Origin of the sequence: Sphingobacterium sp. Ag1 (genome assembly GCF_000988325.1) — a bacterium.
In the GTDB taxonomy this organism is placed as follows: domain Bacteria; phylum Bacteroidota; class Bacteroidia; order Sphingobacteriales; family Sphingobacteriaceae; genus Sphingobacterium.
In genome coordinates this window covers 55,197-74,262 of the sequence record NZ_LBGU01000024.1, presented here as the reverse complement: position 1 = coordinate 74,262, position 19,066 = coordinate 55,197, and the positions used below count along the sequence as shown (strand labels likewise).

Genomic DNA, 19,066 nt, shown 5'->3' with positions numbered 1-19,066 from the left:
GTAAGCTCCACAAAAAAGAGTGAAATAGCGTTAGTATCGGCCTAAATTTGAAAAACGAACCGCATACTTACGCTATTTTTTTACATTTCAAGCTATCGACACCTGTTAATAAAAAAAAACATCCGATCGATACCTAAAAACCAAATCCTACCTGTAAAGTAAAACGGTGCAGATCATATTTTTTATCCATTTGTGTTGTTCCATACCCTATGCTAGTGTCTGGCAAACTTGCTGAGGGGCGCGTATAAGTATCCTTTCGGCTATAGTGCTGATACCGATATCCTGTTGCCAAAGACCAATATTTCGCTGAATTCTTAAATTTAAAGCGCCAACCTAGCTGTGGATTTACCAACAAGCCACCCTGATATTCATATTTTAAATTGCTCTCGACTAGATTTTTATTCAAGAAAGCAAAACTATAGCCTAAATCCAATCCTGCAAAAAAACTACGTTTTCTGTCAGGGAATTCCACATAATTCACTTTGGCTGAGAGTGGTAAAAACCATTTTGATCCTTCATTGTTTACAGGATACCTATCCACCCCTGTATTTAAACCCAGAGCGATATTTTCATGGAGCTGCACCCCATGGAATGTATGTAGGCCAAATCCAGATTCGAGAAAAGCAGGGCCATAAGTAATAACCGAAAATTCATTATGATTTGTATATTTTTTTGTTTGGGCATCAACAGTTAAATACCCGAGAAGAGCCAAAATGGCAATCGAAAGTCTTTTCATATCAGAATAATGAAGCTCTTGAAATAGTATCTTAATTGGGTCTAATAACAGGAATAATGCTCAATTCCTTCAATTTGGCCTTATTGCTATAATCATATTGATGTACACCTTTTTCTCCAACAATAATTAGCGATTTTGGTCCAGCAATAACATCCCTACTCATCAGGTCTTTGTGAGTTTCTAAAAGCTTATTACCTATTTGACTAACATCACTGGCATCGAATGACTTCAACCCGAATTTTCCATCACAGATATACAGCGTGTGGTCCGATAGCGCCAGTCCGTAAGGATTCTCCAAAGTGAAGCTATGTTTCAGCATCGGTTTCGTCAGATCTTGGATATCGATAACTTCCAACAAATTTTGCTGCCCCCCACATACCACGCCTGCACGTAAGGTTACAAAGGCATATTTCTCATTGACAACGACAGGATCACAGGCACGAATATGTGCATAACGCGACAGCTCTACGGGAGCTGATGCCGTCGTGATATCATAAATCACCATGCCTGTATTGGAGCCGATAAACAGGTTGTTTTTAAACGGAAAAATTGTTTCGATACCAGGCCCTATTTTGATATCCTTTACATAGGCAGGTTTACTCGCATTTTGCACGTCAAAAAGGTGCAACGTCGTTTGGTCCACGGCATATAGATGTTTATTGGCAATGGTAAATCGCGCCATGGATCCGCCCTGTCCCGAGCCCGAATTGGTCTCGTTATAGAGAGGTTCTTTTCGGTCATAAGGTGAATATTTATCTTTTTGGCTATAGCTTACCAGGCTATCTCGGTATCCCGTAATGATGCGATCGGCAGTATTACTCAGGTAATCCATTTGAAGCAACATCTTAAACACATCCTTATTTCGTGTCAATAATTTTGGAGATGCAGGATTTTCGAGATCGAAGGTCAATAAATCTGTAAAACTATCGGCATACAGCTTTCCATCTAGAACCGCAAGATCCACATTGCCGGGAATACTTAAGAATGCCATCGCCAGGGGTTTTGACGGATCAACATTATTAAAGATATGAACTCCTTTCCCTGGCTCATTTATAAACAAGTAATCTTGATAAATATAAATCTTTCCGGTTTGAACAATTGTCGTAGGGCTGCTTACGGGATTAGCTTTAGCCCGTATACTTTCCATTGTTTCGAATATGGGCACGCTAGCTAGATACATTCCTTTACTTTCGATTTTATCACAGCTCGAAAGCGCTATACAGCCTAATAGGATAAGCCAAATTCTTTTCATAAAATATAACTATAAGGTCAATTAAATTTATAATTACCATAGTTAACGATATAATTATGAATTCGCTACAAATGACTTTACTTTTTATGCTCCTAAGTTAGTCCGCACTTCCTGCCCGATCTTTTATACATGAAATTCCCAGACTTTCACTAGTTTGTCATCGCTGACGCTAAAGAAATATTGCCCATTTTCGGACCATGCTCCCGCATTTACAGATAAATGATGGCCATCTTGCATCTTCTCGCGACTCATATTTTTCAATAGTGCAAAATCGGCTGTGGACCAAAATTTCAACGATTTGTCGCGACTGACAGTAGCAAAAATTGGCGCCTCAGGATGGGGATATATTCCGTATACGGTAAAAAGGTGAGGTACAAAGGAAAAATTAGTTGTCAATTGATTGGGGTCTGAAATTACCAATTGCGCATCCCGTCCACCGCTTAGCAATTTATGAGGAATAAATGCAAGAGACGTTGCGGGCATACTATGCAATTTTGAATCCGCAATAATATGAAAATCAGCACTGTCCAAGGTATAAACTTTACCATCTTTATCGCCCAATGCTATCCGTCCAAGTCCTTCATCAATTGCAATTGCTCGAATTGTTGTTGGGGATATACGCTTCTCATAAATACTTTTATAAGTTGCCAGATCAATAACGTACAATGTTCCCTCTTCACCTACTGCCAGAAGCTCATTTTTCCAGGACATATAAGCCAATGCAAAAATAGCTTTGTTGCTCAGCTGTATACTTGCTACAAGCTTTTGCTCTTCGACATCTACAAAAAGCAGTTTACCCTCACGCAAGGCTATGGCCAGAATCGGCGTCCCCGGGATCAACCGTAAAGCGTAAACCGATGAACTTACCGCGCAGAGAATACGCTTAAATGCATTCTGCTCAATATCCCATTCGACAACGCCCTTATCGTTACCAGCCGTAAAAAATGTATGCGCATAATAGCCCTTCTCTACACAAAAAATAGGGTTTTGATGCCCTGATAACGTCGATTTTAATGTAATATCCATAGTAATTCGCTAAAACGCCTTCTCTATTCGGAGCACCTGTTTTAAGCCTATTTTTTTTATGTTATAGGACCGAATTCTCCGCTGACTGAGCTGTGATCCAGAAAGATCAATACAGCAATACATATTGCTAGCCTGTAGACACAAGAAGTGCAGTATATCCACAAATATACTGCACTTCTTAGATTATTTTGTCATCTTAGCTTAAAGCCTTCTTTCCGCTTCAGATTTTGTTCAACGGTGATGCCGTCACCCAAATACCTATTGATGTCTGCTCTCGAGGTTTTTCGCAATTGTTTCCAAAGAAAATCCTTTCTCACGCAACAATACGATCAAATGAAACAATAAGTCTGAAGTTTCATTGATAAAATCAGTATCCGTTTCGGTCAATGCTGCAATGACTGTTTCTACGGCCTCCTCGCCCACCTTTTGCGCAATCTTATTGATACCGCGAGAACGCAGACGATTGACATAAGATTCGTCAGAAGGATGTTCATAGCGATGGTTGACGATACGCTCCAGCTCCAACAGAAAGTTTTGGTTGAAGTCTGTATTAAAACAGCTTCTGCTCCCTGTATGACAGGTAGGTCCCATTGGTTCTGCTTTGATCAAAACAGTATCCTTATCGCAATCAACATGGATGCTTTTTACATTCAAAAAGTTTCCACTTTCCTCTCCTTTTGTCCAGAGGCGATTTTTGCTTCGGGAGAAAAACGTAACGCGTTTCTCTGCTTGTGTCTTCTGCCAAGCTTCCTCGTTCATATAGCCTAACATCAACACTTCCAATGTTTGGAAGTCCTGCACAATCACTGGAACAAGGCCGTCACTTTTTGCAAAATCTAACATGATTTTAGTATTTCAATTTTTAATTATTTTCGAAGAGCCATGAGCCCAGTTTAATTTCTCAGGATTTCTTTCAGCAAGTTTATAACTTCCACCCCTTTGATTATCGATCTTTACTCCGCTATCCTATCTTACGACAATACCATTTTGGCGTAAGGTAGCTTTAAGATCGGGGATCAATATTTCACCATAATGGAAGACCGATGCCGCCAGGGCAGCATCCACGTTAGCCTGTTGAAAAACATCGACAAAATGCTGTTGATTACCGGCACCGCCAGAAGCAATCAGTGGAATATGAATCTGGTCGTTTATTGTTTTTAAAAAACCATTGTCAAAACCGTTTTTTGTTCCGTCATGATCCATTGACGTCAACAGGATCTCTCCTGCTCCACGTTCCTGCGCTTCATGGATCCAATCCGCTGTGTCCAATTCCGTCTTAATGCGTCCCCCGCTTAGATGAACAAAATTGTGACCTTCGATCGACCGGGTATCTACAGCAACCACAACAAATTGTGCACCAAAAGCTGCAGCCATTTGGTTGATAAGAGCAGGATTGCGTACCGCAGCGGAATTGATGGATATTTTGTCTGCACCTGCATTCAACAAGATATCAGCATCTCTGATTTCATTGATACCACCGCCGATTGTAAAGGGAATATTCACTTGACGTGCGACTGCTTTGACCAGATCAATTGTCGTTTTACGCCCCTCGTGCGTTGCTGTAATATCTAGGAAAACGAGTTCATCAGCCCCTTGTTGAGAATATTCATAGGCCAATTCAACAGGATCACCTGCATCGCGCAGATCCACAAAATTGACTCCTTTTACCGTCCGCCCATCTTTGACATCCAAACAGGGAATTATACGTTTTGCCAGCATTTTAAAATCTGATTAACGATTTTAAATTCCAATCTTTGATTTCATCGATCGAGATTCTATTTTCATAGATTGCTTTACCAACGACAACAGATTCTACACTACCCAATTCCTGAAGTTTCTGAATATCGTCCATTGAACTGATCCCGCCAGAAGCTATTAACTTGATAATCGGAGAATGGCTCAACAACTTTTGGTACAGTTCAACGCCTGCACCGCCCAATTTTCCATCTTTACTAATATCGGTACATAAGAACCTAAAGAATCCTAAAACTAAGCATTTATCAATATATTCGATCAATTTGATTGGCGAACTTTCCAACCAACCCGAGTATTTGATTACCTCATCCAAAACGTCGATTGCAATAACGATGTGGTCGGCATATTTTACTTTACCTTCGTTCAACGTAGCCAGCTCCTCCAAGAATGAAGGATTTGTGATTGCCTGTGTTCCGACAATAACGCGATAAATCCCGGCATCAACCAATTCCTTAACCTTTTCGATACTTCTTACACCACCTCCATACTGAATTTTCATATCTGTCTTTTGGATGATATCGAATAAATAGGCCTGATTGCTGAAGTCTCCTTTTGCACCATTTAAATCAATGATATGGACGAGTTCCGTACCATTTGCACGGTAGGTTTCGATTTGCTCTTCTAAACTAATCGCATACGTTGTAACGTCATTGTAGTTACCCTCTCTCAAGCGGACAACTTTTTTGTCCAAGACATCTATTGCTGGAATGATATACATAGTCGAATATTTTTAATCAATTTGAATAGTTGAAAAATTGAGCAGCAGCTGCTCTCCTGCTTTTCCAGATTTCTCTGGATGAAATTGTACGCCAAAGAAATTGTCTTTGGAAATTGCAGCCGAAAAAGGCTGTCCATAGACACATTTCGCCGCGGTATATGTCGCATCGAATTCGATAAAGTACGAGTGGACAAAATAAAAATAAGTCTGGTCTTCAATATGTGCAAATAAAGGACTGTTTGCTGGCACGGAAACACTATTCCAGCCCATATGTGGTACTTTACCCGACTTTTCGGCATCAAAATGTAAGGTCTTCAAAGGAAATAGCTTTAACATTTCGGCATTTCCTTCTTCTGAAAAAGCCGTCAGCAATTGCATACCAACACAAATACCCAACACAGGCTTTTTTAGCTTTTTGATATAGGGCACCAATCCCGATTCCTGTAGTTTGTCCATCGCTGCGCCAGCATGCCCCACTCCAGGAATGATGATACGATCGTATTGATCGATCTCATCGGCGGTATTGACCATACCATAGGTAAGCCCAACGCGATCCAGTGCCGCTGTCAAAGAGAAAATATTCCCCGCACCATAATTAATAATTCCTATCATCTTACAATACTCCTTTTGTACTTGGCAATTGCATATGGTCGGCATCACGTCTTACCGCTTTCTTGATAGATTTAGCAAAAGCCTTGAAGATCGCTTCGATCTTATGGTGCTCGTTGTCACCTTCTGCTTTAATGTTTAAATTCGATCGTGAAGCATCTGAAAAAGATTTAAAGAAGTGGAAAAACATTTCCGTAGGCATATCGCCGATCTTCTCCCGTTTAAATGCTGCATCCCACACAATCCAGTTGCGACCACCAAAATCCAATGCAACCTGAGCCAAACAATCATCCATCGGCAACGTATAGGAGTAGCGCTCAATTCCACGTTTATCCCCTAAAACCTTCAAAAAGATCTCACCCAGCGCAATACCGGTATCTTCGATGGTATGATGCTCGTCGATATGAAGATCCCCTTTCGCCTTAATGGTCAGATCAAGTGCTCCATGTCTAGCCAATTGATCCAGCATATGGTCGAAAAACGGCAATCCCGTTTCAATGTCAGACTTACCCGAACCATCCAGATTCAATTGGATAAAAATATCCGTTTCATTTGTTTTCCGATGATGTTCGGCAGTGCGCGTACCCAATTTAAGGAATTCGTATACCGTCTTCCAATCCGTTGTCTCTAAAGCTATAACAGTCGAATCTATCGCAAGGTTTTCCAAAGCACCTAATTGATCGTTAGCACGCAGCCAAATTGCCTTTGCGCCGAGGTTTTGCGCCAATTTAACATCGTTCACACGATCGCCGATGACGAAAGATTGGCTCAAATCGTATTTCGACGCATCAAAATAGGCCCCAAGCATACCAACTCCCGGTTTTCGGGTTTCCGCATTCTCGTGTGGAAAGGTTTTATCAATATGTTCCTCGGCAAACACTACGCCTTCTCCTGCAAACGTATCAATCACAAAATGATGGACTGGCCAGAAATTCTCTTCCGGATGGGAAGACGTTCCTAAACCATCTTGGTTGGAAACCAAGATCAATTCGAAATCCAGCTCTTTTGCGATACGTGGTAGATACTGCAAAGCACCAGGATAGAATTTTAATTTGGCAAAAGAATCGATTTGTTCATCTTCTGGTTCCAAAATCAATGTTCCGTCGCGGTCTATAAACAGTACACGTTTTAAGTTATCAGGCATAGTATTATTTATTGATTTGATTAAGTTTTTCTAACAATGTTTTATTTTCAGCCGGTGTACCGACTGTGATCCGTAGACAACCTTCACACAGTTCGACTTTAGATCGATCCCTAACGATGATTCCATATTGGACGAGGTAATCGTAAACCTCCCGAGGTTGATCCATCTTGACCAAAATAAAATTGGCATCAGAAGGTGTGATATGCTGCACATAATCCAGCTCAAGCAATTCACGCACAAGTTTTTCGCGCTCTGCCACCGTTTCCTTGATCCAGTCATTGACTTGATCAACCTGATCTAAGGCTTCCAATACAATATCTTGTGTCGCCTGATTAATGTTATAGGGTGGTTTTATTTTATTGTAAACAGCGATAATCTCTTTACTGGCAAAAGCCATACCCAAGCGTAAGGCCGCAAGCCCCCAGGCTTTGGATAAGGTCTGCAATACCACTAGATTGGGGTATTCAGCCAGTTCTTGCGTAAATGATTTGACAGCAGAAAAATTAATATAGGCCTCATCCACTACCACAAGCCCCTGAAAATTATTCAGGATTGTTTCAATATCCTGACGACGGATTGAGTTTCCGGTTGGATTATTCGGAGAACAGATAAAAATCAGTTTAGTATGTGCGTCTATTGCATTGGCAATACCATCCAAATCCAGCTGGTAATCAGCAGTAAGGTTTACCTTTTTGAACGCAACATCATTGATGTTCGCAGAAACTTCATACATCCCGTAGGTTGGCGGAACTAATATGACATTGTCAACACCAGGGGTACAAAATGCACGGTATAAAATATCAATAGCTTCATCACTTCCATTTCCCAAAAAGATATTCTCTGATGGTACACCTTTTATTTTAGAAAGTTTTGCTTTAACTTGATGTTGGAGAGGGTCTGGATATCGGTTGTAATCATGGTTTAAGGGGGATCCAAAAGGATTTTCATTGGCATCAATCAATATGGATGCCTCCCCTTTAAATTCATCTCTTGCGGATGAATAAGGTACGAGCTTCTTAATATTTTCCCGTAGTAGGTTGTTTAAGTTGAATGGATTATCCATTATAAAAAAATTAGAGCCGTAAACTTAGATAAATTGTTCATCATATGCAATATAATAAGCAATTATTCATAGGTGTTAACCCGTTTATCGTTGGGATATCAGAGAAAATTCAAAAAAATTAAACGGAAAACCACCGACCTTCCACAGAGAGTTCCGTATTTGGGAATACGGTTCTCGCTTCTTCCAATAGGGGATTTAAATCTCTGTACCGCGCTGAATAATGACCCAATAGCAACTTCTTTGCATGAGTTTCCTGGGCGATCTCTCCAGCCTCCAGCGCTGTGGTGTGAAATGTCTCTTTTGCGCGGTCGACCATATCGTGCAAGAATGTGGACTCATGATACATCAGATTAGCCTTTTGCACATAAGGCAGGTATTCCGGCGTCCGTACGGTATCCGAACAATACACATAACTGCGCGATAAGGGAGCAGGAAGGCTCAGGTCATCTGCAGTATATACTTTACCACTTTCATCGACGTAATCAAATCCTTTTTTGATCATCGGAAAATAAGCGGTGGGTATATTCAGTTCCTGTACGACATCGCCAAGCAATGTTCGTGCACGGGGTCCCTCATCAAAACGAAAGCCTGTACAGGCAATACGATGCTTTAATGGAAAAGTGCTTACTTTTAATGTTCTGTTTTCAAAAATGACACCCGGCTGTTCGGGTGAAATCGGATGAAAAACAAGATTATAGCGTAAAATAGTCTCGGAATGCAAAAATTGCACGTCTAAAATTTCCTTTAACGCAGGTGGCCCATACAAATGGAGATCACTTTTTCGGCCGACAAGGTGCATCGATGAAAGCAGCCCCACCAAACCCAAATAATGATCCCCATGCAGATGGCTAATAAATATATGTCCTAAACGATTGCTTTTGATGCCGTATCGGCTAAGTTGCATTTGTGTACCTTCTCCACAGTCGATCAAAAACAATTGCTCATTAAAGTTCAACACTTGGCTAGTCGGATGACGATCAAACATCGGTGTGGCCGAGCTATTTCCTAATATCAGAACTTCAAACTTCATATTAATCCTCGATTGCCCCCCGATACTCAGATTCCAATTCGTGTGCAAAGATTAAATCTTCCGCCACCTTTAAAGATGGTGCTATTTTCAGCGATTTATCCAAATGCGACACACGAACCATATCCATTAACGTTGGACAAAGATTAACCAAAATAAATATGCCACCAACAGACTGACATAAACGATGGGCAAGCACGCCTAATCGAATACCAACCTCGTCCGTTTGCTTAACGTGGATCATATCCAAAACGATATTCCGTTGTCCAATCGTATTCCGCAACAAAAACTCCCCTTTGAGTTTAGCGGCATTATCCGCGTCAATCACATCGACATGAGGTTCTATGACAATATAGCGATCGTGCTTATCAATGGTATACTTCATTAGTCTATCTCCTTTGTTTGAGGATACAATGTACTAATAATTTAGCGTTTTCAAGGCCTTTGCCACATTTCTTTCCACACGTTCCAGTACATTTTCCTGATCCGGATACACAAACTTCTCTCCGACGATATGCTCGTATAGCTCAATATAACGTTCAGAAATGGAAGTGACAATCTCATCCGTCATCTCCGGGACAACCTGACCGTCTTTCCCTTGGAAGCCGTTTTCAATTAACCATTTGCGAACAAACTCCTTCGACAATTGCTTTTGTGCCTCACCTTTTTCCTGACGTTCCGCATAACCTTCCGCATAAAAATAACGGGAAGAATCTGGTGTGTGGATCTCGTCGATCAGCACAATTTTCCCATCTTTTTTTCCAAACTCATATTTTGTATCCACCAAAATAAGCCCTCTTTGTGCGGCAATTTCGGTCCCCCTTTGGAACAACGCTTTGGTGTATTGCTCCAATTGAACATAGTCTTCTTCGCTTACGATGCCTTTTTTCAAGATATCGGCACGTGAAATATCCTCATCATGTCCAACAGCAGCCTTTGTTGTCGGTGTAATAATTGGCTCAGGCAATTTGTCATTTTCTTTCAGTCCTTCTGGCAATGCCTCACCACATACTTCCCGTTTACCCGCAGCATATTCACGCCAAGCGTGTCCTGACAAGTAGCCCCGAATAACCATTTCCACTTTAAACGGCTCGCATAGCTGACCGATAGTTACACTGGGGTCCGGCACAGACACGACCCAATTTGGAATAATATCAGCCGTAGCCTTTAAAAATTTGGCTGCAATTTGATTCAACACCTGTCCTTTATAAGGAATAGGACGCGGAAGTACCACATCAAATGCCGAAATACGGTCTGAGGCAACCATCGCCAAATACGTATCGGCAATCGTATACACGTCACGTACTTTTCCCCGGTAAAAAGCAGTCTGGTTTTCGAAATTGAAATTTGTTTCTTTTATAGCATTCATGTTCAACGTAAAATTCAAATGTAAGTAATTGTTCATTTATGACTGCGTTCAATGGCATTCATAAATGCAGCGCATTTATTTAAGAGCTCGCTGTACTCGATTTGCCTTTTAATTAGGCTATTTGAACTATATCAGTCGGCACCTTTCGTACCCATGCCAAACTGGGATATCCCAAATCATACGTTTGCAGCATAGACCGATTAAATATCACCATACGCTTCGAGGATGCGACGAACCAATTTATGGCGAACCACATCTCCACCGCTGAGGTGGATAATGTCTATTCCTTCGATATTCTCCAATAGGCGAATTGAAGTAGACAATCCAGATTGATTTTTTTTCGGTAAATCTACCTGTGTCATATCACCTGTAACGATAAATTTTGCCGTTGGCCCCATACGTGTCAAAAACATCTTCAGCTGCATATCCGTTGCATTCTGAGCTTCGTCCAGAATCACAAAGCAGTTGTCCAATGTTCGTCCACGCATAAACGCTAGAGGTGCAACTTCAATAGTCCGATTTTCCAGGTAACCTTTTAGCTTTTCTGCTGGAATCATATCGTCCAATGCATCATAGAGCGGTCTCAAATAGGGATCTACCTTCTCCTTTAAGTCGCCCGGTAAAAAACCGAGGTTTTCACCCGCCTCGACGGCTGGTCTTGTTAGAATAATCCTTTTGATTTCTTTATTTCGAAGTGCCCTGACAGCTAATGCAACCGCCGTATAGGTCTTTCCTGTACCCGCCGGTCCGATAGCAAATAAGATATCATTTTTCGAAATACTATCCACCATCTTCCGTTGGTTGGCCGTACGTGCGCGTACAATAAGGCCATTAGGCCCATACACGATCGGTTCGGATCCAAAGGCTGCATGTTTGGCCGCAAGTTCTTTTTCCTGCTGAACAGCAGAACCTGCACTTGCGCCAAGGAGATTTTCAAAATCCAATAAAGTAATGTTGTTAAATTTCTCCAGATGAGCCATGACTTCCTTAAACGATTGCTCAAACAGATCCAATTCCTTCGCGTCTCCCAACACCTTCATTTCACTCCCGCGAGCTACAATCCGCAGTTTTGGGAATTGCTTCTTCAAATAATCGAAGTGCTCATTGTCTGCTCCCCATAATATGGGCAAATTCAGACCATCTAATGCAATTAGTAATTCGTTCAAATTTTATCCTATTTAGAATTAATTAGATTGTAGCCATTACACAATATCGTTCCTGTATAATACTATTCAAAATTAACGTATTCTAACGAAACAACCAAGAAGATACAGTGCACAAACGACGATGATTTAGAAGCTTATGTAGACCGTCCACAAAGCGACACAAAGATTTCGTTATACATAAAATCTTCGCTATGTTTGTGTATATCAATCGAAAAAAGACAGATTCAAAATAAGTTATCCAATTAGCTTTATAAATCATCTGATAAATAGTAATTTTGTCCACTATTTAGATAAATTTAAGGGTATATTTAAGGGAATTCGACAGCAATTCAATCTAGGATTTAGATTATAATGGCAGTAATTACATTAACAACAGACTTAGGACACAAAGATTTTTATCAAGCCGCGTTAAAGGGTAGTCTTTTATCGCAATTGTCCGGTGCCAATATTGTTGATATTACCCACGAAATTCCAGCATTCAATATCCCTCGGGCGGCCTTTGTATTAGGCAACGCTTATCATTATTTCCCTAAAGGGACCGTACATATTATCGGCATTAACACCCTGTTTCATGAAGAGTCGAAATATATCGGTATGAAATACAACGATCATTATTTCGTCGGAGCCGACAACGGTATTTTCAGCTTATTGTTGAATGGCAACGAACCACAGGAACTCTATGAGCTCAACTTAATGCAAGACCTTCGGTATCTACACTTTCCGCTCGCAGATATTCTTTCTAAATCCGCCTGTCATATTGCTAAGGGGGGCAAACTGAAAGAAATCGGTACTTCAATGCAACAGCTCATCGAAAAAGTAACTTTGCAGCCCATCTTTGATAAAGACATGATCCGAGGCAACGTCATTTATGTTGATGCTTTTGGTAATGCCATCACCAATATTTCCAAAGATCTTTTCAATAAAGTTCAAAAAGGACGTCATTTCGTCCTTTATTTCAAACGCAATGAAACCATTACCAATCTTTCCTGGCATTACAATGAAGTGGGAGAAGGAGAGAAACTTTGTTTATTTGGCATTTCTAACTACCTTGAAATCGCCATCAATAAAGGTAATGCCAGCCAGCTACTCGGACTTCATGATGACGATTCTAATGTTATTCGTATAGAATTTAAAGATTAATTTCATAAATTCATTTGTCGTGCTTTCGCTCCATTTTTTTATCCTTGGTCAAACTGACCACAAGGCTAAAATTGCAGGTGTAGCTCCGTGGCAAAATAAAATTTTACCATCAACGTTAGTTTAACTATAGATTTGATTAAATAGATCGTCCAATTACATGATGAAATTTTTAAAATTCCTACTTCCAATCGCCGTTCTATTTTGCTTCTTTGAACAGGCCAAGTCGCAAAACAACCCAGACTCCAGCTCTTTTGACGTGCAACGAAGTCGTGTAAATGACCTACTCGATGCCCGTCAACAGAAATTCGGCGCCTATGACACGAGCCTCACTCAAAAAACAGGGCTTTTTGGCCTTTTCAAATCAAAAGGTGACATGCAAAAGAGCATTGATATCCTTAAAGATATTGTTATCACCGACAACAATATTTTCTTAGAGACTCAAAAACTATTGAAAATCAAAGATTTTGAGAAGGACAAATTCCAACAATTGGCAACAGATTACGACAAGCAGGTATCAGCCTATATAGGCACCATAAGTAAGCTCCAAAAAGAGAACGAGAAATTGCGGGCACAGATTGACAAAACATCCGGCAACGGAGGTATAAGCCATATACTACTCTATATCGCCTTACTTGTTATCGCCGTATTAGGATATTTGCTCTATAAATTTAACGCGCAACAAACAGCTTCGAAGCGACAAAATTTAGGATAAAGCAGCACAACACAAGCATTTGCACAACGACACGCCACTTAAAACAGCCGTTTAAATCAGAAAAAGTACGATTCAGCTCAAAAAATTGACTAAAGTATGATAGCAAAATATTTTTAATCTCTTTACATTTGTCCTCGCAACAAAATTTGAAGTAGCGGATATGGCAAGAGGATTCAACAGCGGTAATAAACAAGAAGAAGATCTACCAAAACCAAAATTGAATAAAGAGCTCCTATTAAGAGCATCTAAATTGATGACCTATTTAAAACCTTATCGGTTTAAATTTGGGGTCGGCATGTTTTTCTTGGTATTATCCAGTTTGGCCATGCTCGCCTTTCCGGCTTTGCTCGGTGCGATGATTGATGCTGCGCAAGGCAAGCAAACTTACCCATGGCTTGCACCACATGTTTATTATATCGGTGGAATTGCCTTTATTATTCTGTCTTTTCTATCGGTCGTTTCTTTTTTTCGTATCCGAATTTTTGTTGAGATTGCTGAACGTACGTTATCCACATTACGCAAGGACACTTATCTTAAGCTGATTTCTTTGCCAATTGAATTTTTCGCCAATCGTCGTGTAGGGGAATTAAACAGCCGCTTGTCTGCAGACCTTTCACAAATTCAGGATACGTTAACAACAACATTGGCTGAAATCCTAAGACAGTTGATTAGTCTTTGTTTCGGTGTGTTCCTTTTGGTTTGGGTATCGCCCAAACTTGCCCTCATGAACCTTTGTATTTTACCGATTATCGTTGTGGCGGCCATTATTTTCGGAAAATTCATCCGCGAATTGTCTCGACAAGCTCAGGATAAAATGGCCGAGTCAAACAGTATTGTCCAAGAGACCCTACTGGGAATAAGCAACGTAAAGGCCTTTGTGAATGAGTACTTCGAGTTTAATCGCTACAGCAATCAGATGGATTCAGTGGTAAAATTAGCGGTCAAAGGGGCTACTTTCCGTGGTGCTTTTGCCTCTTTTATTATTTTCTGTATTTTCGGTGCGGTGATTGCTGTCATCTGGTACGGCGCAGCATTGGTTTCTATCCATGAAATGACTGTAGGCGACCTGACTACCTATATCTTGTATTCGATGTTTGTTGCAGGCTCCATGGGCAGTTTCCCCGAGCTCTATGCCAATATCCAACGCTCTTTGGGCGCGAGTGAACGGATCTTGGAAATTTTAGATGAGCCACAAGAACACCTCAATGTAAAACCAACTTGCAAGGAAGTGCACAAGACCATGACCGGAAAACTGAGCTTCAACCATGTTTCCTTTGCCTATCCAAGCCGCCCTGATATTGAAATTCTGAAAGACATCAACTTTACAGCCAATGCTGGCGATAAAATAGCCATCGTTGGACCGAGTGGGACCGGAAAATCAACAATAGCTTCATTGATTCTACAATTCTACACAGCCAATAAAGGGGAAGTATATTACGATGACAAACCGGCATCCGATTTTGAACTTTGCGATATCCGCAACCAGGTCGCTATCGTGCCGCAGGATGTTTTGCTGTTTGGCGGAACAATACGTGAAAATATAGCCTATGGTAAGCTCGATGCCACGGAAGATGAAATAATAGCGGCTGCAAAACGTGCCAACGCACATCAATTTATACTAAATTTCCCCGAAAGCTATGACACCTTAGTTGGTGAACGTGGCGTTAAACTCTCTGGTGGTCAGCGCCAACGAATTGCCATTGCGCGTGCACTATTAAAAGATCCTGCAATCCTTATCTTGGACGAAGCCACTTCTTCCCTAGACTCAGAATCAGAAAGACAAGTGCAGGAGGCGTTGGAAGAATTAATGCGTGGACGCACCTCGATCATTATTGCACACCGACTATCGACCATTATTGATGCCGATAAAATTATCGTTGTCGAAAATGGAATCGTGTCTGAGAGCGGCACGCACGTTGAACTGCTCCAAAAAGAAAGCGGTCTTTATCAGCACCTCTATAATCTGCAATCAAAGCAGCAGAAAATTGATATGTAAAATTTTGTTAATTATTGATTCTTTTTAAACAAATTCACCCTGGGATTGTTCATTTGGTATCATACTTGATTATCATTTGAATATATAACAAAATAGAAGAATTATGAAAAATAGCAAAAATGGATTAGTGGCATTTGCTTTGGTAGGATTAGCTGCGGGAGCTGCTGCATGGTATCTTTTAGGAACTGATGATGGGAAAAAACAATTAGATCGTGCAAATGACGGCATTAAAAGCTTAACTAAGTCATTGAAAGATCTTTCAAAAAAAGAAGCTAAAAAGGCACAAAAGCTAGCGAACAGAGCTTCGGCTGAATTAGACCATTTGAAATCAAAAGCACAAGCAGCTTTCAGCAAAGCATCGGATGATGCAGATGCACTGAAAAACAAAGCAAAGGAAGCCGGCAGAGAAGCTTTGGACCACGCCAACAATGCCGCTCAAAATTTGGCAAGCAAAATCGACAATACAACTGATGCTGCAAAATCCAAAATTTCTAACGCATAAGTAAAAAAACAGCTTTTTTAAGAATTGATGGTTTTGGTCACTCCCGTGGTCAAAATACATTTGTATCTTTGCTGCATATGACTTTGCTGCAACAGGTAAAAACTTTAATTCTTAAAGACATCATTCTGGAATGGCGTTCAAAATATGCTATTAACGGAATTCTACTATATGTCGTATCAACTGTTTTCGTTTGCTATCAAGCGTTCAAATCAGTTGATACGGCTACATGGAATGCATTATTTTGGATCATTATGCTCTTCGCTTCGATCAATGCAATCAACAAAAGCTTCGTCCAAGAAAACCCAAACCGGCAACTTTACTACTATTCACTGGTTGATCCCAGAGCGATCATTTTAGCGAAAGTCATTTACAATATGATGATGATGACCCTGCTGGCGATCATTGCGTATTTTGTCTATTCGACGATATTCAGAAACCCTGTCGGTGATCCAACACTTTACTTCATTTCGGTCATCTTAGGCAGCATCAGTTTTGCCACCGTCTTTACCATGATCTCCGGAATCAGCTCCAAAGCGGGAAACAACAGCACCTTAATGGCCATCTTGAGTTTCCCCGCCATCATCCCACTGTTAATCGTATTAATCAAGCTATCCCGCAATGCAATAGAAGGCCTGGAAAGGGCTTCCAGCAGCAAAGAAATAATCGTATTACTTGCAATTAATGTAATCACCATCACTATTTCTTTATTGTTATTTCCGTACCTTTGGCGAGATTAAGTGTCAGAATTGAGAACAAACTAAATTCAATTTATCCATGAGAAAAAAATGGTGGAAAATATTAGCGGTAATGATTATCTGTGCGGTCATTATCAATGGTCTTTTGGGACCTGTTCCCCGCCTATTCATCCTTCACGAAAGCATACGCAACGTTTATTTTCATGTCCCAATGTGGTCGGCTATGTTCGTTATGTACCTGGTTTCTGTTATTTATAGTATCAAATACCTCAATACGGGCAAACAGGAGTATGATTTAATGGCCATTGAAGCTGTTAATACCGGAATAACATTTTGTTTTCTTGGACTTGCAACAGGTATGCTTTGGGCAAACATCACCTGGGGAGAGCCTTGGCCAAACGACCCGAAGCTTAATGGTTCTGCCATAGCAACACTGATGTATCTAGCCTATTTGGTGCTCCGCAATGCATTGGAAGAAGAGCAAAAAAGAGCCAAAATATCAGCTGTGTACAATATCTTTGCATTTCCAATTATCATCGTGCTACTTTATATTCTACCAAAGATGACAGACTCTCTTCACCCTGGAAGTGGTGGAAACGCCGCTTTTGGCGATTTAAAAATGAGCAGCGAACTTCGTCCTACATTTTATGCAGCGATGATTGGCTGGCCAATGATTGCAGCATGGATCTGTTCACTTCGCTATAGAGTACGTTTGCTCGAAAAGAAAGATTTGAACGCATAAAATTGAACGGCTAATACCGCACTTTATTTCTAAAATAAAGAAATCCGGTAGAACCCAATCAGTAAAAAACAGAATATTACATAAATCAAATAGCGTGTATCGAATCATACATAACAATGAAAACGACACGAATAATATTTTAAACAAATGAAAAAAATAACATTGTCAATCGCCTTACTACTCTTATCAACTTTGAGCACATTTGCACAGGATGATGTCGAGATGGCGACTGGATTACGTAGCGAAGGTAAGATCTACGTTGTTGTATTGGTCATGTTGGTCATTTTTCTGGGTTTGGCTTTCTTCCTTTTCTTGCTCGATCGTCGTATCAGCAAATTGGAAAAAAAGAATAAATAGCATTTTATTGATCGTATACAATGATTATAAGTCAGTTTAGAAATTATTCACCCATCAATATTTTATTTCTATCCATCGTGGGTTTTGTTTTATGCTTAGGCATATTTCTTCACCTTCCGGACAAACTTGATTCTGTAATCTTTGAACCTGCCTTGGGGAATCTTTTGGGAGAAAACAACTTAATCAACCTCTCTCCTTCGACCAATGTTTTTATCACACTGATCTTGACGATTTCTCAGGCAACGATACTCAATCGCATCACAAGCCATTTTAACCTGCTGGGTAAGCCCAGTTTCTTGGTTGCGTTGATGTACATGACACTGGCCAGCCTATTTTTACCATTTTTGGTACTGTCTCCAACGCTCATCTGTAATTTTATTTCGATATGGATGTTAAGCAAGTTGCTCTCCCTCTATCGGCAGACAGATGTCAAAGCCGAAATGTTTGACCTCGGTATGATTGTAGGTATAGGAAGTCTGATCTACTTCCCTTTTCTGAGTATGTTCTTCTTATTATGGATAGGCCTACTCATTTTTAGGCCATTTAATTGGCGCGAGTGGATCACCCCTTTACTTGGTCTGGCAACAGTCTATTTTATCTTAGCAGTTATCTATCTTTGGATGGGTAAAATGGAGCAATTTTATACCATTTGGCTACCGTTTACCTACAAATTCCCTACTGCTATTCGCATTCAGTTAGTCGATTATTTGGTACTCGTCCCGGTCATCTTTACGTTAATACTCTTCCTTTTGGTATTAAAAGACAATTTTTTCAAAAGTGTCGTGCATATTCGCAAGTCATTTCAACTGTTGTTTTTTATGTTATGCCTTGCGATAGTCTCTTTTTACTGGAACAAAAAACTAACGGAGGCCCATTTTTTACTTTGTGCCCCGTCAATCGCTATTTATATGGCTTATTATTTCACTTATGCCAAAAAGAAATGGTTTTTTGAAGTTGTATACGCCATCATAACATTGACCATAATCTACTTTCAGTTTTTCTAAACCTTTGTGCAATAAGCGTTTAACCTTTTTTAACAAAATCGGCTTAACAAGCT

General features: G+C 40.4%; 21 protein-coding genes. 8 read left to right on the top strand and 13 right to left on the bottom strand.

Features of this window, described 5'->3' with window-relative positions:
* Positions 1-133: 133 nt before the first annotated feature.
* The 13 genes from AAW12_RS04165 to AAW12_RS04105 form a co-directional block, all read right to left on the bottom strand.
* Complete coding sequence (locus AAW12_RS04165) at positions 134-736, bottom strand: hypothetical protein (RefSeq protein WP_046672349.1); 603 nt, start codon at positions 734-736, stop codon at positions 134-136.
* 31 nt (positions 737-767) lie between these two features.
* On the bottom strand, positions 768-1,988 hold the full coding sequence (locus tag AAW12_RS04160; protein ID WP_046672348.1) for an LVIVD repeat-containing protein: 1,221 nt from the start codon (positions 1,986-1,988) through the stop codon (positions 768-770).
* 123 nt (positions 1,989-2,111) lie between these two features.
* Positions 2,112-3,014: a WD40 repeat domain-containing protein gene (locus tag AAW12_RS04155; protein ID WP_046672347.1), complete on the bottom strand. Its 903-nt coding sequence runs from the start codon at positions 3,012-3,014 to the stop codon at positions 2,112-2,114.
* A 258-nt stretch (positions 3,015-3,272) separates the two neighbouring features.
* Complete coding sequence (gene hisIE / locus AAW12_RS04150) at positions 3,273-3,857, bottom strand: bifunctional phosphoribosyl-AMP cyclohydrolase/phosphoribosyl-ATP diphosphatase HisIE (RefSeq protein ID WP_046672346.1); 585 nt, start codon at positions 3,855-3,857, stop codon at positions 3,273-3,275.
* Positions 3,858-3,980: 123 nt separating this feature from the next.
* The gene (gene hisF, locus AAW12_RS04145; RefSeq protein WP_046672345.1) at positions 3,981-4,733 is read right to left on the bottom strand and encodes an imidazole glycerol phosphate synthase subunit HisF; all 753 of its coding nucleotides are present in this window, start codon (positions 4,731-4,733) and stop codon (positions 3,981-3,983) included.
* 1 nt (position 4,734) lies between these two features.
* Positions 4,735-5,487: a HisA/HisF-related TIM barrel protein gene (locus AAW12_RS04140; RefSeq protein WP_046672344.1), complete on the bottom strand. Its 753-nt coding sequence runs from the start codon at positions 5,485-5,487 to the stop codon at positions 4,735-4,737.
* A gap of 12 nt (positions 5,488-5,499) precedes the next feature.
* Positions 5,500-6,099 carry an imidazole glycerol phosphate synthase subunit HisH gene (gene hisH / locus AAW12_RS04135; RefSeq protein ID WP_046672343.1) on the bottom strand — a complete coding sequence of 200 codons (600 nt, stop codon included), beginning with the start codon at positions 6,097-6,099 and terminating at the stop codon, positions 5,500-5,502.
* A gap of 1 nt (position 6,100) precedes the next feature.
* Positions 6,101-7,240, bottom strand: coding sequence for a bifunctional histidinol-phosphatase/imidazoleglycerol-phosphate dehydratase HisB (gene hisB, locus AAW12_RS04130; RefSeq protein WP_046672342.1), 1,140 nt, complete (start codon positions 7,238-7,240; stop codon positions 6,101-6,103).
* 4 nt (positions 7,241-7,244) lie between these two features.
* On the bottom strand, positions 7,245-8,303 hold the full coding sequence (gene hisC / locus AAW12_RS04125; protein WP_046672341.1) for a histidinol-phosphate transaminase: 1,059 nt from the start codon (positions 8,301-8,303) through the stop codon (positions 7,245-7,247).
* A 118-nt stretch (positions 8,304-8,421) separates the two neighbouring features.
* A complete protein-coding gene (locus tag AAW12_RS04120) occupies positions 8,422-9,333 on the bottom strand; it encodes a ribonuclease Z (RefSeq protein ID WP_046672340.1) in 912 nt (303 codons plus the stop codon).
* 1 nt (position 9,334) lies between these two features.
* Complete coding sequence (locus AAW12_RS04115; protein WP_046672339.1) at positions 9,335-9,715, bottom strand: STAS domain-containing protein; 381 nt, start codon at positions 9,713-9,715, stop codon at positions 9,335-9,337.
* Positions 9,716-9,748: 33 nt separating this feature from the next.
* Positions 9,749-10,699, bottom strand: coding sequence for a phosphoribosylaminoimidazolesuccinocarboxamide synthase (locus tag AAW12_RS04110; protein ID WP_046672361.1), 951 nt, complete (start codon positions 10,697-10,699; stop codon positions 9,749-9,751).
* Between the two features lie 200 nt (positions 10,700-10,899).
* Positions 10,900-11,865: a PhoH family protein gene (locus AAW12_RS04105; protein ID WP_046672338.1), complete on the bottom strand. Its 966-nt coding sequence runs from the start codon at positions 11,863-11,865 to the stop codon at positions 10,900-10,902.
* A gap of 351 nt (positions 11,866-12,216) precedes the next feature.
* Between AAW12_RS04105 and AAW12_RS04100 the strand changes: the two genes are divergently transcribed.
* The 8 genes from AAW12_RS04100 (at position 12,217) to AAW12_RS04065 (ending at position 19,013) form a co-directional block, all read left to right on the top strand.
* Positions 12,217-13,005, top strand: a complete 789-nt coding sequence (locus AAW12_RS04100) for an S-adenosyl-l-methionine hydroxide adenosyltransferase family protein (RefSeq protein WP_046672337.1) — start codon at positions 12,217-12,219, stop codon at positions 13,003-13,005.
* A gap of 157 nt (positions 13,006-13,162) precedes the next feature.
* On the top strand, positions 13,163-13,717 hold the full coding sequence (locus AAW12_RS04095; protein WP_053003516.1) for a hypothetical protein: 555 nt from the start codon (positions 13,163-13,165) through the stop codon (positions 13,715-13,717).
* A gap of 160 nt (positions 13,718-13,877) precedes the next feature.
* On the top strand, positions 13,878-15,713 hold the full coding sequence (locus tag AAW12_RS04090; protein WP_046672336.1) for an ABC transporter ATP-binding protein: 1,836 nt from the start codon (positions 13,878-13,880) through the stop codon (positions 15,711-15,713).
* A 103-nt stretch (positions 15,714-15,816) separates the two neighbouring features.
* On the top strand, positions 15,817-16,215 hold the full coding sequence (locus AAW12_RS04085) for a hypothetical protein (protein ID WP_046672335.1): 399 nt from the start codon (positions 15,817-15,819) through the stop codon (positions 16,213-16,215).
* A gap of 77 nt (positions 16,216-16,292) precedes the next feature.
* The gene (locus AAW12_RS04080) at positions 16,293-16,952 is read left to right on the top strand and encodes a heme exporter protein CcmB (RefSeq protein WP_046672334.1); all 660 of its coding nucleotides are present in this window, start codon (positions 16,293-16,295) and stop codon (positions 16,950-16,952) included.
* A gap of 37 nt (positions 16,953-16,989) precedes the next feature.
* Positions 16,990-17,652, top strand: a complete 663-nt coding sequence (gene ccsA / locus AAW12_RS04075) for a cytochrome c biogenesis protein (protein WP_046672333.1) — start codon at positions 16,990-16,992, stop codon at positions 17,650-17,652.
* A 147-nt stretch (positions 17,653-17,799) separates the two neighbouring features.
* The gene (locus AAW12_RS04070) at positions 17,800-18,009 is read left to right on the top strand and encodes a CcmD family protein (RefSeq protein WP_046672332.1); all 210 of its coding nucleotides are present in this window, start codon (positions 17,800-17,802) and stop codon (positions 18,007-18,009) included.
* 20 nt (positions 18,010-18,029) lie between these two features.
* Complete coding sequence (locus tag AAW12_RS04065) at positions 18,030-19,013, top strand: DUF6427 family protein (protein ID WP_046672331.1); 984 nt, start codon at positions 18,030-18,032, stop codon at positions 19,011-19,013.
* The last annotated feature ends 53 nt before the right edge of the window (positions 19,014-19,066 follow it).

Excerpts from the sequence above, each read along its gene's own strand:
- AAW12_RS04160 (WP_046672348.1), bottom strand. The coding sequence starts at position 1,988 with ATGAAAAGAATTTGGCTTATCCTATTAGGCTGTATAGCGCTTTCGAGC.
- hisB (WP_046672342.1), bottom strand. The coding sequence starts at position 7,240 with ATGCCTGATAACTTAAAACGTGTACTGTTTATAGACCGCGACGGAACA.
- AAW12_RS04115 (WP_046672339.1), bottom strand. The coding sequence starts at position 9,715 with ATGAAGTATACCATTGATAAGCACGATCGCTATATTGTCATAGAACCT.
- AAW12_RS04070 (WP_046672332.1), top strand. The coding sequence starts at position 17,800 with ATGAAAAAAATAACATTGTCAATCGCCTTACTACTCTTATCAACTTTG.
- AAW12_RS04085 (WP_046672335.1), top strand. The coding sequence starts at position 15,817 with ATGAAAAATAGCAAAAATGGATTAGTGGCATTTGCTTTGGTAGGATTA.
- hisIE (WP_046672346.1), bottom strand. The coding sequence starts at position 3,857 with ATGTTAGATTTTGCAAAAAGTGACGGCCTTGTTCCAGTGATTGTGCAG.
- AAW12_RS04165 (WP_046672349.1), bottom strand. The coding sequence starts at position 736 with ATGAAAAGACTTTCGATTGCCATTTTGGCTCTTCTCGGGTATTTAACT.
- ccsA (WP_046672333.1), top strand. The coding sequence starts at position 16,990 with ATGAGAAAAAAATGGTGGAAAATATTAGCGGTAATGATTATCTGTGCG.
- AAW12_RS04110 (WP_046672361.1), bottom strand. The coding sequence starts at position 10,699 with ATGAATGCTATAAAAGAAACAAATTTCAATTTCGAAAACCAGACTGCT.
- AAW12_RS04095 (WP_053003516.1), top strand. The coding sequence starts at position 13,163 with ATGATGAAATTTTTAAAATTCCTACTTCCAATCGCCGTTCTATTTTGC.
- hisC (WP_046672341.1), bottom strand. The coding sequence starts at position 8,303 with ATGGATAATCCATTCAACTTAAACAACCTACTACGGGAAAATATTAAG.
- hisF (WP_046672345.1), bottom strand. The coding sequence starts at position 4,733 with ATGCTGGCAAAACGTATAATTCCCTGTTTGGATGTCAAAGATGGGCGG.
- AAW12_RS04080 (WP_046672334.1), top strand. The coding sequence starts at position 16,293 with ATGACTTTGCTGCAACAGGTAAAAACTTTAATTCTTAAAGACATCATT.
- AAW12_RS04090 (WP_046672336.1), top strand. The coding sequence starts at position 13,878 with ATGGCAAGAGGATTCAACAGCGGTAATAAACAAGAAGAAGATCTACCA.
- hisH (WP_046672343.1), bottom strand. The coding sequence starts at position 6,099 with ATGATAGGAATTATTAATTATGGTGCGGGGAATATTTTCTCTTTGACA.
- AAW12_RS04120 (WP_046672340.1), bottom strand. The coding sequence starts at position 9,333 with ATGAAGTTTGAAGTTCTGATATTAGGAAATAGCTCGGCCACACCGATG.
- AAW12_RS04100 (WP_046672337.1), top strand. The coding sequence starts at position 12,217 with ATGGCAGTAATTACATTAACAACAGACTTAGGACACAAAGATTTTTAT.
- AAW12_RS04065 (WP_046672331.1), top strand. The coding sequence starts at position 18,030 with ATGATTATAAGTCAGTTTAGAAATTATTCACCCATCAATATTTTATTT.
- AAW12_RS04155 (WP_046672347.1), bottom strand. The coding sequence starts at position 3,014 with ATGGATATTACATTAAAATCGACGTTATCAGGGCATCAAAACCCTATT.
- AAW12_RS04140 (WP_046672344.1), bottom strand. The coding sequence starts at position 5,487 with ATGTATATCATTCCAGCAATAGATGTCTTGGACAAAAAAGTTGTCCGC.